This window comes from Caballeronia sp. KNU42 (genome assembly GCF_053760385.1).
On the sequence record NZ_CM132389.1, the window covers coordinates 1,608,637 to 1,622,395 of the forward strand.

12 protein-coding genes are annotated in these 13,759 nt (G+C 58.1%); 4 read left to right on the forward strand and 8 right to left on the reverse strand.

Translation table 11 applies throughout. The features are described from left to right. Positions 1 to 269: 269 nt before the first annotated feature. The 3 genes from ACSOSP_RS26375 to ACSOSP_RS26385 all read right to left on the reverse strand — a co-directional run bounded on the left by ACSOSP_RS26375 (position 270) and on the right by ACSOSP_RS26385 (position 3,243). Positions 270 to 1,445: a porin gene (locus ACSOSP_RS26375; RefSeq protein WP_455311330.1), complete on the reverse strand. Its 1,176-nt coding sequence runs from the start codon at positions 1,443 to 1,445 to the stop codon at positions 270 to 272. A gap of 505 nt (positions 1,446 to 1,950) precedes the next feature. Beyond that, on the reverse strand, positions 1,951 to 2,796 hold the full coding sequence (locus ACSOSP_RS26380; RefSeq protein ID WP_455311331.1) for an oxidoreductase: 846 nt from the start codon (positions 2,794 to 2,796) through the stop codon (positions 1,951 to 1,953). A 162-nt stretch (positions 2,797 to 2,958) separates the two neighbouring features. Next, on the reverse strand, positions 2,959 to 3,243 hold the full coding sequence (locus ACSOSP_RS26385) for a hypothetical protein (protein WP_455311332.1): 285 nt from the start codon (positions 3,241 to 3,243) through the stop codon (positions 2,959 to 2,961). Positions 3,244 to 3,564: 321 nt separating this feature from the next. Here ACSOSP_RS26385 and ACSOSP_RS26390 point away from each other — a divergent pair, with 321 nt between their 5' ends. Further along, the gene (locus tag ACSOSP_RS26390) at positions 3,565 to 4,011 is read left to right on the forward strand and encodes a cupin domain-containing protein (RefSeq protein WP_455311334.1); all 447 of its coding nucleotides are present in this window, start codon (positions 3,565 to 3,567) and stop codon (positions 4,009 to 4,011) included. 3 nt (positions 4,012 to 4,014) lie between these two features. On the opposite strand, the gene ACSOSP_RS26395 is transcribed toward ACSOSP_RS26390, so the two are convergent. After that, the gene (locus tag ACSOSP_RS26395) at positions 4,015 to 5,349 is read right to left on the reverse strand and encodes a polyhydroxyalkanoate depolymerase (RefSeq protein ID WP_455311335.1); all 1,335 of its coding nucleotides are present in this window, start codon (positions 5,347 to 5,349) and stop codon (positions 4,015 to 4,017) included. 234 nt (positions 5,350 to 5,583) lie between these two features. On the opposite strand from ACSOSP_RS26395, the gene ACSOSP_RS26400 reads away from it, so the two are divergent. Continuing rightward, positions 5,584 to 6,237: a glutathione S-transferase family protein gene (locus ACSOSP_RS26400; protein ID WP_455311336.1), complete on the forward strand. Its 654-nt coding sequence runs from the start codon at positions 5,584 to 5,586 to the stop codon at positions 6,235 to 6,237. Between the two features lie 7 nt (positions 6,238 to 6,244). Here the strand turns inward: ACSOSP_RS26400 and ACSOSP_RS26405 are convergent, their stop codons facing one another. From ACSOSP_RS26405 to ACSOSP_RS26420, 4 genes are read right to left on the reverse strand one after another with little or no spacing between them, the layout of a single operon-like run. Then, positions 6,245 to 6,610 carry a response regulator gene (locus tag ACSOSP_RS26405; protein WP_455311337.1) on the reverse strand — a complete coding sequence of 122 codons (366 nt, stop codon included), beginning with the start codon at positions 6,608 to 6,610 and terminating at the stop codon, positions 6,245 to 6,247. A 17-nt stretch (positions 6,611 to 6,627) separates the two neighbouring features. Next, positions 6,628 to 7,167, reverse strand: a complete 540-nt coding sequence (locus ACSOSP_RS26410; protein WP_455311339.1) for a hypothetical protein — start codon at positions 7,165 to 7,167, stop codon at positions 6,628 to 6,630. Positions 7,168 to 7,175: 8 nt separating this feature from the next. Next, complete coding sequence (locus ACSOSP_RS26415) at positions 7,176 to 7,898, reverse strand: methyl-accepting chemotaxis protein (RefSeq protein ID WP_455311341.1); 723 nt, start codon at positions 7,896 to 7,898, stop codon at positions 7,176 to 7,178. Between the two features lie 52 nt (positions 7,899 to 7,950). Then, on the reverse strand, positions 7,951 to 10,317 hold the full coding sequence (locus ACSOSP_RS26420; protein WP_455311342.1) for an ATP-binding protein: 2,367 nt from the start codon (positions 10,315 to 10,317) through the stop codon (positions 7,951 to 7,953). 1,085 nt (positions 10,318 to 11,402) lie between these two features. On the opposite strand from ACSOSP_RS26420, the gene ACSOSP_RS26425 reads away from it, so the two are divergent. Both ACSOSP_RS26425 and ACSOSP_RS26430 read left to right on the forward strand, forming a co-directional pair. Continuing rightward, complete coding sequence (locus ACSOSP_RS26425) at positions 11,403 to 12,239, forward strand: NAD-dependent epimerase/dehydratase family protein (RefSeq protein WP_455311343.1); 837 nt, start codon at positions 11,403 to 11,405, stop codon at positions 12,237 to 12,239. Between the two features lie 57 nt (positions 12,240 to 12,296). Continuing rightward, positions 12,297 to 13,589 carry an MFS transporter gene (locus ACSOSP_RS26430; protein WP_455311345.1) on the forward strand — a complete coding sequence of 431 codons (1,293 nt, stop codon included), beginning with the start codon at positions 12,297 to 12,299 and terminating at the stop codon, positions 13,587 to 13,589. Positions 13,590 to 13,759: the final 170 nt, after the last annotated feature.

The following is a 13,759-nucleotide window of genomic DNA, read 5'->3' on the forward strand; positions in this document are numbered from 1 at the left end:
ATCGCGGACGGGAGGAACAACAGAGGATGAGCTTTACGGTTGGATGCGCGGCCGAAAGAGCCGTTCACCATGGCTCGCGCATGGACGCTCGAGCGTCAGCTACTTACTCGACAGCGAACCGCCGGAGCGCCGCACGCGAGTGCAAGACGAACGGAGTAAACAAACCTGCAATACCGGCTGTCACGCCAGTGGCCGCGCGCGCGGGCCTACGCTATTGCGCCAGCCCGTGCACCCGACGCATGGTTCGCGTCGGTGGGTATGTCGCATCTTCAGAACATCTTGCGAATACCAACTGCCACGCCCAGGTTGTTGGTCCGGCCAATGGTGTCGGTCGGCACGCCGGCGCCGTTGACCCCGCCCGGGTAGTCGGCGGAGAAGGCGCCTGTGCCGCGAGCGAAGTCTGTGATCGCGTAGACTTCCGTGCGCTTCGTGAACGAGTATTCGGCGAGAACGGTACCTGACTGGTTCACCCCCCTGCCAAGCGAGCCGTCGAGCAGTTCAGCATTGCGCGTCTGCCCGTAGTAGTAGGCGAAAGTGAACAGCAGCGGAGCGGTGGCTTGCCAGTTCGCGCCGACGTAATAGGTGTTGTCGATACGGTTGGGGCTGCCACCCTTCAATGCCGGTGCGCCAGCTTGCTGCATGTTGCTGTCGGTCAAACCAGTCTGGTCCTGCCCGCGCAACCAGCCGGCCAGCAGGCGGATGTCATGGGTGATCTGATACGCGCCGCTAATGTGCAAGAAGTTGGTCTTGCCGCCATTGATTGGGCTGCCGACACTGGTGCCCACCGAAGAGGTGGTCGCAGATGTCGGCACGGAGACCTGCTGGAAGCCTGCGTTGAGCATGGCAGGGCCGAACGTATATGTCAGTTCCGCCGCGTAGGTGGAGCCGATACCGAGCGCGCCCGGCTGGTTGCTGAAGCCGTAAAGGACATCGATCGCAAGGTTATCGAAGCTGCCCTTGTACTTGACCGAGTTGTTGACTTCGAGGTAATTGCCGATGCCGTTATACATCCAGCTGTTTTGCCAGTAGTTGCCAACGGTTAGCGGGTCGAAGACATCGCCCAAGGTGTCGTAGACCGGTGCATATTGCCTGCCGAATGTCAGCGAGCCCCACTTGTCGTTCGACAGGCCCACGTAAGCTTGTCGACTGAACAGTGTGTCGGGGACGTGTAGTTGCCCATCGAAGGCTTCAAAGCCGTTTTCGAGGCGGAAGACTGCAGCCCAGCCGCCCCCCAGATCCTCACTGCCCCTCAAGCCCCAGCGGCTGTGGGTTTCCGGGCCGGATGTCATGGCGACCTGGTCGTGGCCACCCGGTCCAGCATTCGTCTGGTATCGGATGGCTTCATCGACGATGCCGTACAGCGTGACGGAGCTTTGTGCAAATGCCGGCGCCGCAGCAGCAGCGAACAGTGCGCCAGCGGCACTGGAAATGAAAATATGTTTCATTAGCATTCCACAGTAATTGGTGAGCCGACTGCGGGAAATTCTTCCCAGGCTCGAACAATAAGACCGTGAAAGATAGCGTAGTCCGTCATTTCATTGAGGCACAGATATTTGTTACGTAGTGTTGTTTATTTGCCGAGTTGGGACAGGTGTTTGAAAATCGTCTGATAATTATATGCATAGGATAACGACCTATCAGTTTGGTCTTTATGTGCCGCGCTGCGTTAAGCGCAAGGCATTGCCGATGCCGAGGCGGCCAGGGAATGGAGAAGGAATGCTTTCTATTGCTGTCGCAGCAGGGCTTTTATAAAAAAATGAATTAAGCGACGCAATACTTTTGACGACGCGAAGTCCTCCGCCCACCGTTCCGGGAAAACCTGGAAAAGCGGAAAACGGAGGGTTTGACTGAGGCAAGCGACAGGCGCATGCATGCCAAGGGGCATCGCATGAATCTCCCCGGATTTATTCTCAAAGAAAGGCGAGACGGTATCAGGCAGTGTTCACGTCGCTAAGCGGCGTAGTCGCCGTCAGTGCCGACCGATAGCGCGCGCCAGCGGTTGAGTTCAGCTTGCATGCCGGCGAGTTTCGCGTCTGCTGCATTTACGGCAACCGATCCGGCGATAAAACGCATCGGCGGCGTGGCCTCGTTGGCGAGATCTACTAATGCTTGTGCGAGTTTCGCAGGGTCCCCCGGTTGCTCGCCATTGCGTTGTTCGAAGGACGCACGCAGCCGCTCGCGCCGGTCGTCATAGTCGGCCACCGTGGTTTTCCCAAAGCGCAGCGATTCGCGGGTGAGGAAGTCGGTGCGAAAGGGACCGGGCTCGACAATCGTCACGAAGAGATTGAACGGTGCAATTTCCTTCGCCAGGGATTCGGAGAAGCCTTCGAGCGCAAACTTGCTGGCGCAGTAAAGCGAAGCCATTTCCGCGCCGAGGATGCCGGCAAGCGACGAGAGGTTGAAGATGCGTCCGCGGCGAGCCGCGCGCATGACAGGCAGCGCGGCCCACGTCACGTTGAAAACACCGAACAGGTTAGTGGCGAACTGAGCCTGCACGTCCTCGATGGTGTTCTCTTCGAAGAATCCCAGATGGCCGTATCCCGCGTTGTTCACGAGTACGTCTATCCCGCCGAATCGCGACACGGCGGCTTCAACGGCGGCGTTCGCCTGGGCTGCGTCGGTCACGTCCAGCGCGATACCAAGCAGTTGCTCATTGTCCGGCCCCAGGCTCTTGGCAATATCTTCACGCTTGCGTCCCGTAGCGGCGACTCGATCACCAGCCTGCATCGCAGCCTTAGCGATAAGTGCACCAAGGCCGCGGCTTGCACCCGTGATAAACCATGTTTTCTGCATCATCGGCTCCTTTGCTGATTGAGCCTTCATGGAACCATGATGCGATGTTTGCGCGATAGACCGATCCTCGCGCGTTCTTGCCTGAACGTGCAAAACCTGGTCGAGGGTTGGTCAGTCCGTTTGCGGGTGATGAGATAAAGCGTGCTCTTCGCTAGCGCTATTCGCTCAGTCGCCGAGCTCGCTTGTGCAACCAATTAGCCTGGAAGGATCGGCGAGGATGTCTTCAATGGTGCCCTCGTCCTCGAAGAGCATCTTGAGGACGCATGCTTCGTCATCGGTCAGGCATGCTTCGAGCAACTCGCCGTCACGCCCGATGGTGTCGCAGTCTTCAAGGGTCAACTCCGCTATGACGGCGGAGGTCAATTTGACGGGCCACTTTTCACTGAACGCGACGGTGATTACTTTTCGCGCTTCATCGTAGGCTCTGATCTCGACGCTGATGTAGGACATGGTGTCGATTTCTCCAGTGGACGTACCCAGGATGGCTCGCACTGCAACCCGCGACGAAACGCTATGCAACCAAGTTTAGCAACACACACTCGTTTATACACAATGTCTTTAGAGGAATGTAACCGCGAATTGCCGGCGAGTGAACGTGCTTTTTAAATGCCACTTTTAAGCGGGTGCACGCGTTAGTTTTTGTCCACCGCAGATCGCAAGAAATCATCAGGTTGCATGGAACGCTTGATGCATAGCACAGCGGCCAGCCCTTTCATTTCGACGGTTTTGCTGCCTAACTTGCTGCCTATTGCTGCCTAACGGAGCGTACCCATGTCATTTGAAACGTTCGAACTTGCCACCCGCTTTTCGCATATCCGGCCACAAGACACCCGTTATGAGGATCAAGGGTTGCGCGATTTTTTTCTTTATCGTGATTTAGGCATCGCAGACGCGACGGGTGGCAAGGTGTTAGCGCAACTCGTGAAAGCCAACAATGCACCAGAGCAAGGCACGGGTTGGCACCGTCATGAGGCCGAATTCCACATTGTGATCATGCTCAAGGGCTGGGCGCGCTTCATGTACGGCGACAAGGAGACGCTGGTCGCAACCGGCGACTGTGTTCATCAAGCACCGGGGATCGTGCATTACCTCTTCGATTATTCCGAGGACATGGAGTATCTGGAGATAGTCGGCCCTGCCAACTTCACCACCATCGACGCCAAGGGTCCATGCGAAGTGCCGGCGTTTACGCCCTGGACGAGCCAGCAACCCGCATAGGGTTTATCGAGGCCCTTCGGACTGCACATTCAGATCCATCCGCGGTGCGACAGGGCGTGCGAGCGGCGCCAATGATTGCAAAGGCTGGGCGCGTGCATTGATGACGATGGCGCTAGGTTCGTTGTCGTGAATCATTGCGCGCACGCGAGGATAGATATGCCGCTCCCAGCGTTTGCCGTTGAACACGCCATAGTGTCCGACACCCGTTTGCACGTGGTGGGTCTTCATGTATGGGCGCAACTTGTTGCACAGCTCTTGCGCGGCAAGGGTCTGGCCGACCGCGCAGATATCGTCGCGCTCGCCTTCAACGGTGAGCAGCGCGGTTCGCCGGATCAATGACGGATCGACCCTGCGTCCGCGCACCTCCAGTTCATGCAGCGGCAACGCGTGCTGCTGAAAGATGGTGTCGACAGTTTCCAGATAAAACTCGGCCGTTAAATCCATGGTCGCGAAGTATTCTTCATAGAATACGCGGATGGCCTCGGCTTTCGCGGGGTCGCCCTTGGCGCGCTGATACACCATTTCTTCGAACGCATCGAAGTGACGCGCCGGATTCATCGACATGAACGCCATCAGTTGGGTGTGGCCCGGGTACACCCGCCGGCCTGCGCCTGCGAACCCCCACGGTACGGCGCTGATCAGGTTGCGCTCGAACCATTCGATCGGCTTGCTCTTCGCCAGCACGTTCACCGAAGTCGGATTGATGCGCGTGTCGATAGGTCCGGCCATCAGCGTCATGCTGGCAGGTTGCAGCGGATGATCGTCTGCGGCCATCAGCGAAACAGCTGCAAGCGTGGCAACAGTCGGCTGGCAGACCGCCAGCAAATGGGTGTTGGGTCCAAGCGCAACGATAAAGTCGATGACATGCTGGACGTATTCATCGAAGCCGAAGCGGCCTTGCGCCTGCGCAACGTCGCGCGGATTGATCCAGTCCGTGATGTAGACGTCGTGGTGGGGCAGGAGGGTGCGAACCGTGCCGCGCAGGAGCGTGGCGAAATGGCCGGACATGGGCGCGATCACCAGCACGCGCGGCTGTCTAGGCGCGCCTTGCTTCGCAAAATGCAGCAACGAACAGAAGGGCGTGGCGAGCGTGATCTCCTCGGTCACCGGCACGCTTTTGCCGTCCATCTCCACCGAGTCGATGGCAAATGGACGCCGGCTATGCGTGAGCGCCGACAGCGCCAGCAGATCGCATGTGGCTCGCAGTGACCGGCCGCGAGGTGTATCGGCGAGAAACGGCCAGGCATCGAGCGCGTGATCGAGCAGTGCCGCGGCGTGGCGCATTGGCAGCGTGAGGTCCGCCATCGCCTGATAGCCGGAATATGCGAAGGGGTTCATCGGCTTTCGCTTGAGCGCGTATTGTAGAGTCGTCCAGATCAACGCAATACATATGCCAAGCGCCTATTGACGTCCGGCATCTGCATGAGGACCGTTGAAAGTGGCACATCCCTTGCAGCATTCCTGAACGTGGTCTGAACGTGCGGTATTTTGGTGCATGTTTGCACTGCGACGCGCCGTTTGAGCGTGTGCGTTTTCGCTTGAGCTTAAGCCTTTTCCGCCGAGGAGCAATAGATGACGAACGCTACGCTCACTATCAGCAGCAAGAACTATTCGTCGTGGTCGTTACGAGGCTGGTTGCTCACCAAGTTCAGCGGGTTGCCTTTCGACGAGTTCGTGGTGCCTATGGACGACCCTGTCGCGCGTGCCGAACTGTTGCTGCTGTCGCCGTCCATCCTCGTTCCCTGCCTGCTCCACGACGGCATCAAGGTCTGGGACACGCTTGCTATTGCGGAGTACCTGAACGAAGTGCGCCCGAAAGCAGGGCTGTTGCCTGATGACCGGCGCACGCGTGCGCACTGTCGTTCTATTTGCGGGGAAATGCATTCAGGCTTCGGTTCGTTGCGCTCGGCATTACCGATGAACATAAAAGCGCACTTCCCGAACTTCGTGATCTGGGCACGCGCTCAGACTGATATTGAGCGCATCACCGCGATCTGGCTCGAATGCCTCAAGCAGTACGACGGCCCCTATTTGTTCGGGGCCCTTAGCGCCGCCGATGCGATGTTCGCACCGGTCGTCACGCGCTTTGTCACTTACGACGTCAAGCTCGAACCCGAGATTGTCGCGTATGCGCAGCGCATTCTCGCCTTGCCGGAGATGCAGCAATGGATAGCCGATGCGCAGCAGGAAGTCGAAGAGATCGACGAACTGGATGCGGAGTTTTGAGGCCGGTTTAGCTTGCCAGCTTCCTGAACGTTTCCAGCACGGCGTCACCTTTGAACGGTTTGACAATCCAGCCTTTTACGCCGGCGGCCTTGCCTCGCTCTTTCATGGCCGGGCTGCTTTCCGTAGTCAGCATGATGATATTGACCGTGGTGTTCACGAGCTCGCCGCGGATTTTTTCAGCCATGGTGAGGCCGTCCATGTTGGGCATGTTGACGTCGCTGACCACCAGCTTGATCCCGGGACTCGACTTCATCTTGGAGAGGCCATCTTTTCCATCGATAGCAGTCTCCACGTCCAGCCCGTTCTTTCGCAAGAAACCGGCGACTTCGTCGCGTACCGTGCTGGAGTCATCGACAACAAGAATTTTCGGCATGATTTTCCCTTAAGAATTTAGAACAACTCGAGCTCGCCTCTGGTTTCCTCAACGGCAGTCATGTCGGCTACGAAGTCGATGGGCGCATGGGCGCACACGCAGACTGTCGCGGCAAGCTTGACCGACCCGTTGATCGTGATTGCATACGACGAGAGATAGTCGGGCTTCAGCCCTTCGAGGTAAGGCAGGCAGCGGGCGCTAAGCACATACGGGGTCGACATGCCCAGGTCCTGGAAATGCGGAAGCAGGTCCTGATTCACGGCTCCGCAGCACAGGTTGCTGATTTCCAGAAGCACGTCCTGAAGTGAAACGTCGCCGGTTTTGTTTGTGAAGTAATCGCGCGTGTTGGCGTCGTCATCGAAATGAAAAACCAGCAGCAGCCGGAACAGGACGGACGAGATGGTCAGGATGATGACGTTGGCTTCCGGCCGCGCGCTGTCATAGGCTTGCGCCAGGGGGACGATCTCGCATGCATCGTCCGGTTGTTGCGGAAGTCTCGAGCGCGCTGCTTTAAGCAGGATGCCTTCAATGCTTGTTTGTGCGTTGCTGCTGATCATGTCGACACCTAGTGGAGTCTTGCCTGAAATTGATCGGCAAGCACCTCGACGCTGCCAAGCGATGCAGTGATCATCTTCCCGCCCGCCTGGATGTCCTGGAACGTGGCGGTCGTTGTCAGGTCATTGCGGTGCAGGCTGTCCCGGTAGCTCCTTGAGAGTTCTTCCGAGCGCGCCGCGAGCGCCCGCACTTCGCCGGCCACCACCGCAAATCCGCGCCCTGCGTTTCCTGCACGCGCGGCCTCGATGGACGCATTGAGCGAGACGATCACCACATGCTTGACGATGGAGGACAGCTCGTGATTTTTCGCATGCATGTCCTGGTTCTGCGTCATCAGCGAGATCATCTGCTCGTGCCATCGTTCGAACGTGGCGGCGAGGCTCTTGAGGCGCGATGCTTCACCGGCAATCCGTCTGGCCTGGTCGAGCAAATTCTCTTTGTCTTCGACCGCCGCCGCCAGCGCCGCGCGATCCTCGCCGGCAATCTTTAACTGGCTGGCGAGGTCATCGTCCAATTGAGCGATGGAGGATTCCAGTTGCTGAATCTTTTGCTCCCCCTGGTCGATCAGGACGCTCTGCTGCGCGTTGGTTTCCATCAGTGTTTTGATCCGGCCGTTCATTTCCGATTGAAGCCGGGCCAACGTTCGGGCGCTATGCAGCTTGTGCAAGAGCAGAGCCGTGATGGCCGTCGCAACGGCCCCCGCCAATACAGCCAACAGATACTGTTCAATCACAATCAATCCTTCAGGGTTTCAATCGATGCGCTGCTGCTTGGTTGGGTGAGTGCTAGGCCGAAATTTCGTCGGCTTCGCGTGACTGCCGTGCGCCGGTATTTTCCACGGCAACGTCGTCCGGCAAGCAGACAACGGTTTCGAACTGCCGGAATTCCGCGCCCTGGCGATCATCGGTAAAGTGCAGGCTGATGCTGCCGTTCTCACGCTTGAGGAAGTCGCGCACGGCGTCCATGCCTACGCCACGGCCCGACACTTCCGTGACCTGCTCCGCAGTCGAGAACCCCGGGCGGAAGATGAGGTCGGCAATCTCCTCGTCGCTGGTCTTCTCGTCAACGCCGATCCAGCCCCGTTCAACTGCGATAACGCGAATCCGCCCTAAAGCGAGGCCGCGGCCATCGTCTTTCAGCGTAATGCGAACCGCATCTTCTTCAAGATCCACGTTGATATCGATCGTGCCGCCCGACGTCTTTCCTTGCGCCCTACGCACGTCAGGTGTCTCGATGCCGTGGTCCATCGAATTACGCAGCAAGTGCATGAACACGTTTTTCAACGCACCGCCGGCGTGATTGCGCAGGCGGGTGTTGTGGTCACGAATGCGTACCACGGGCGCGTCCTTGCCGAGTTCCCTGGCGAGCGAGGGCAGCGAGTCGAGCACGCCGGAGAGGACTTGGCTGATACTTTCGGTCCCAAGCAGGCGCAAGGTCTGATGCACCGCGTCGCGCATCTCGATCAGGTCGCCGGGGTTCCCTACGTTCATGCCTTCCAGCTGACGCAGGCTTTCCTGGATATGCTCGATATCGACCGTCAGGTACCGTTGCGCATTAACGCCCTGGCCCGGTCCCTTGCGTCCCAGGCTGACCTCGTTGATCTCGGCGTAACTCTCGACCACTTCACGTACACGCGCGAGTTCCTGTACCAGGCCTTCCTGATCCCAGGTCCGCTGCGCGTCGGGCTTGCGCAGTTCGTCGTAGCTCTGCTCGGTCTCGTGAACGATGTCGGTCAGGTACTGGAGGCTGTAGGTGCGCGCGTTGCCCTTGATCGTGTGCATGTTGCGGAACAGCTCGGCAATGGCCGCACCGTTCGGTTGGCGGTGCTCGCGAATGATCCGTTCGTTCTCGCTGATAAAGCTGCTCGAACTTTCGATGAAGTGATGGAACTTCTCCTGGTTGATCGCGAGGATTTCTCCGATCATTTCCAGCCTGCGTTTCTGCTCGCTGGTTTCTGCGGCCAGTGCGCGCAGCTCGGTGACGTCGCGTACGCAGAGCATCAGGCGCACGATGGTGCCGGTCTCATCCGTGATGGCGGACCAGCTCAGGTCGAGTATCTTCACGCGGCCATCGGGCATGCGCTTCGCGGTTTCGTGTACCAGCAAATGCTGATTGAACTCGAAGTTAATGCTGTCTTCGCCCAGGCATGCATGGCTGGCCGCATCCACTTGCGAGAGCGCGTCGGCGCCAAGATCGGTATCGGAGAACACCAGGTCCATGAGATTGCGGCCGGCAATGTCCCTGGTTTCGAAGATCGCTTCAAGATGCGCCGAGTACTCGGCATGGACAACGGCGCCCGATACGACCGTCAGGATGCCCTGCTGCATGTTTTGCAGCATGGCCTGGATGTCCGCGGTCTTCTGCTTGAGCAGGGCTGAATTCTCCTGGATCTTCTCGATCATGCCGTTGAACGCAACTATGGAATGGCCGATCTCGTCCATCCGCCCCACGGGCACACGACGTGTGAAGTCCTGGCTGGAAGCAATCTCGCTCATCATCGCTTGCATGCGGCTCAGCGGCCGAGTGATCTGGCGATAGAGCAGGGAACCGATCAGGCTCAGGAGCACGATAGCGATGCCCGTCACAATGGCGATAGCAGTCGTTGTGGTGGCGAGCGTGTGGTTCAGCGCGGTGATTGCCTCGTCCTTCTCGCGGTTCTTCTCGATGCGAAGCGTCTCGACAATCCCTTCCAGTTCGTCACGATACTGCGCCACGTTGGCGAACAAGTACGCTTGGGCGAGCTCGTTCTTGCCGGCCGCTTTCATCTTTGCGGTGTCGTTGATGGCCGAGAAGTAGTTCTCGAGGCTGTCGTTGGCCTGGCTCACCAGCCCGACTTGCGCCTGGCTGTGTGCATTGCTTGCCTGGAACGCGAGTGCTTGCTGCAAGGTCGCCTTCTTCGCTTTCAACGCGTCCTGCGCTTGCGCCACGATGTTGCCGTCCGGCGAATAGACGAGCGTCATGGTGGCCAGTTGCACATCCTTGACCTGCGAAACAAGGTCCGCGGAAGCCAGCGCGCTGGGTACCACGCCTTCTGTAACTTGCCTGACCTCGGAAGCGCTGCGCCGCGTCTGGTAGACAGCGTAGCCGCCTATCGCGGACAAAGCGACGAACATCAGGATGACCAATAACGTAATGCGATGACGGATAGTCATTTGAAAAACTCCACGGGCTGAACGGGTGTATCGAGCCCTGACTAAGAACAGGTCGGTCTTGCGAGATAGGCGATTCTTTAAGAGACTCGCATAGTGTTGATTTAATGTTACTAATGCGTGACTGGTGAAGAGAAACAACGGCGTTTACCCGGGTAAGCCTTGTTGGGCCTGATAAATACGTTATTCTTCATCAAGCAAAATAATTAGTACAAAAATGGCTATAAAGTTTTCGAGAATCTTGCCGTTAATAGCAGGGTTCGACGGCGCCAGCGGGCGATTCCTGGCTTCTGCGAGGAGGTCGAAGCATGACGTCGAGTGCGGCTGCTTTAAGTGGAGTTATGCAAGGATTTGCTTGTGCTGATTCCGTTGGGATATTCGCGAATGGTCAGATGCCATCAAATATACATTTAGCAAATTCGTTATGTGATTTTGATTCACTAAAATTCTCAGTGATTGATTCCGGTCGTTTTATTATTAAAATAATTTCTATATAAACGCGACCGAGTGACTGCGATTTATTCCACTGAATTGCGCAGATGCATTCGTGCATTCGAGCGGATCGCTGCTGGCAGCCGTGTCCGCCGCCCCTTATGCCTGTAGCTCCCACACCGATGGCTCCGAGTATCAGTAGCGATATCGAATAGAACCAGGCGCACTTCTGTCTGATGAATTGACATAGTGTCTATCGAAGCGCTCCCGGTAACTTGCCGCCAGAGATTGAACACAAGGCCTAGAGCGCTTCCCGTCCGGGTCAATGTCATCGAGTTGCGCATTCATTCGCAGTGAACTCGTCCGTAGTGTTCGTATCTGCGTCCACGGCGTGTCAAAGCACGTTGCGCGGGACGTGAGGACGATGTTTTTATTATAAGACGTCGTACAACATGAAGCTTCGTTGAAGAGTTCAATGGGGCGTACACAACCATATTACATAACGATTCTAAGGGAAAATGCTTAGTCAAAATCTGTTTCTCGGTCATGAATAGTACGTTATCGTACAACTATCAAATGTCTGTACTCTAGGCCCCAGTTCAACCGCGTGACATTGCTCGCACGGATCGGCCGGTCGGGGCACCCAAAGGAAACCTATGAAGAAGATTGCCCTGAGTGGGGCCGGCGGTCAGCTTGGCTCGGTAGTACGGACTGCGCTGATCGCGCGTGGCATCCCATTGCGCTCGGCCGGGGGTACCAAGCCGCTGGCCGCGTTAGTGGAGGGCGAGGATGTCATGCACGGCGACCTGCGTGACCCGGCCGTCGTGGATCGCCTGCTCGACGGTGTCGACGTGTTGATCCACTTCGCGGGCACGAGTGTGGAGCGCCCACTGCCTGAAATCATCGACAACAACCTGCGGGCGTTAGTCGAAGTCTACGAAGGCGCGCGCAGGCAGGGCGTGCGGCGGGTGGTCTTCGCCAGCTCGAACCATGCGATCGGCATGTACCCGGTCACGGAACATCTTGAACTCGACTGCGCGCTGCGCCCGGATGGTTTCTACGGTCTGAGCAAGGTGTGGGGCGAGGCATTGGCAAGAATGTATTGGGACAAGCACGGCATCGAGAGCATTTGCGTACGCATTGGCAGTTGCCTCGAACGCCCGACCGAACCCAGACACCTGAGCACCTGGTTCGGGCATCGCGACCTGATGCATTTCCTCGATCGTTGTATCGAGGCCGAGGGCGTGGGTTTCATGACCGTCTGGGGCGTCTCCGCGAACACGCGTAGCTGGTGGGACAACCGCGGTGCCGACCACCTGGGTTATGTGCCCACACAAAACGCCGAGGATTACGCCGCGCAAGTGCTCGCGGGGCCGAACCCGCTCGATGCCCTGGGCCAGCGCTACCAGGGTGGCAGCTTCGTCGGCCTCGATTATTCGCGCGAAGACCACGCGCCGGATGGATCAACCGCTCCGGCAGCGCAGTCCAACTGACCCGCTGAAGATTGGAAGTACCAGGACTAAAAGCAAAAGCATCGAAAGGAGACAGCAATGAAAATCAAGGGCATCCGCTGGTGGATGGTGAGCCTGGTAGCGGCCGGTCTGATCATCAATTACCTCGCGCGCAACACGCTCTCGGTGGCGGCGCCGACACTGATGAAAGACCTGAATATCACGACCGCACAGTACTCGCATGTCGTGGTGGCATGGCAACTTTGCTATGCGTTCATGCAGCCGGTCGCGGGCTATGTGCTTGACACCGTCGGCACCAAGATCGGATTTGCGGCTTTCGCGCTTGCCTGGTCCCTGGCCTGCGCGGCGGCTGCATGGTCGACCAACTGGCAAAGCCTTGCGTTCTTTCGTGGCGTGCTCGGCATTGCCGAGTCGGCCGGCATTCCCGCAGGCGTGAAGGCGACGAGCGAATGGTTCCCGGCCAAGGAGCGCTCGGTGGCTATCGGCTGGTTCAACATCGGCTCGTCCATTGGCGCGCTGCTCGCGCCGCCTCTGGTCGTGTGGGCGTTGATGCATGGGCAATGGCAATGGGCGTTCCTGATCGTCGGCGTGCTGGGTGTGGCCTGGAGCGCGCTGTGGATGCTGATGTACAAGCATCCGCGCAAGCAGAAGCTGCTCGGCGATGCTGAACGGGATTACATCCTCAGCGGGCAGGAGGCCAAGCACAGCGATGACAGCGCGCCCAAGAAACGCTGGTCCGAGATGCTGGGCAGCCGCAACTTCTGGGCGATCGGTATTCCGCGGATTCTGTCCGAGCCGGCCTGGCAGACTTTCAACGCGTGGATTCCGCTCTACATGATGACCGAGCGGCACATGAACCTGAAGGAAGTCGCGCTGTATGCGTGGATGCCTTTCCTGGCGGCCGACATTGGTTGCGTCCTTGGCGGCTACCTCAGTCCGCTATTCCATAAGTACGCCAAAGTTTCTTTGTTCACGTCGCGCAAGATGGTCTTCGTCTTTGGTGCGCTCTGCATGATCGGGCCGGCATGCGTCGGACTGGTGGCCAGTCCTTACGCGGCTGTTGCGCTTCTGTGCGTCGGCGGCTTCGCCCATCAGACGTTATCGGGCGCGCTGTACGCCATTACGTCGGACCTATTCGGCAAGAACGAAGTCGCGACCGCAACGGGCATGGGCGGCATGGCGGGGTACCTTGGAGCCGCCGCGTTCACGGCGCTGTTCGGTGTATTGGTCACGCAGGTAGGCTACAGTCCGCTGTTTGTCGTACTCGCGGTGTTCGACATCGTCGCGGCGGGCGTGGTGTGCTGGCTGGCGAGAAGCGGCGAGCGCATGCCGGAGCCGCGTCTGGTTGCAGCGGGACCGGGGTTTAAGTAGGGCGCGCAACAGCGTGCCGAATCGCATGTCAGGCGGCGCCCACGGGCGCCGTTTAGCATTTCATGGCCGCGCCGACCTATAAGTAAAAGGAATCGCCACATCAGATATTTTCACTAGACGGATATCGCTGGATTGAACAGACTTTGTCTCCAAGTGCTTCGGCTAATACG

Bases quoted from the DNA above. Each gene is read 5' to 3' on its own strand.
- ACSOSP_RS26395 (WP_455311335.1), bottom strand. From the start codon at position 5,349: ATGAACCCCTTCGCATATTCCGGCTATCAGGCGATGGCGGACCTCACG.
- ACSOSP_RS26380 (WP_455311331.1), bottom strand. From the start codon at position 2,796: ATGATGCAGAAAACATGGTTTATCACGGGTGCAAGCCGCGGCCTTGGT.
- ACSOSP_RS26405 (WP_455311337.1), bottom strand. From the start codon at position 6,610: ATGCCGAAAATTCTTGTTGTCGATGACTCCAGCACGGTACGCGACGAA.
- ACSOSP_RS26430 (WP_455311345.1), top strand. From the start codon at position 12,297: ATGAAAATCAAGGGCATCCGCTGGTGGATGGTGAGCCTGGTAGCGGCC.
- ACSOSP_RS26410 (WP_455311339.1), bottom strand. From the start codon at position 7,167: ATGATCAGCAGCAACGCACAAACAAGCATTGAAGGCATCCTGCTTAAA.
- ACSOSP_RS26390 (WP_455311334.1), top strand. From the start codon at position 3,565: ATGTCATTTGAAACGTTCGAACTTGCCACCCGCTTTTCGCATATCCGG.
- ACSOSP_RS26385 (WP_455311332.1), bottom strand. From the start codon at position 3,243: ATGTCCTACATCAGCGTCGAGATCAGAGCCTACGATGAAGCGCGAAAA.
- ACSOSP_RS26425 (WP_455311343.1), top strand. From the start codon at position 11,403: ATGAAGAAGATTGCCCTGAGTGGGGCCGGCGGTCAGCTTGGCTCGGTA.
- ACSOSP_RS26375 (WP_455311330.1), bottom strand. From the start codon at position 1,445: ATGAAACATATTTTCATTTCCAGTGCCGCTGGCGCACTGTTCGCTGCT.
- ACSOSP_RS26420 (WP_455311342.1), bottom strand. From the start codon at position 10,317: ATGACTATCCGTCATCGCATTACGTTATTGGTCATCCTGATGTTCGTC.
- ACSOSP_RS26400 (WP_455311336.1), top strand. From the start codon at position 5,584: ATGACGAACGCTACGCTCACTATCAGCAGCAAGAACTATTCGTCGTGG.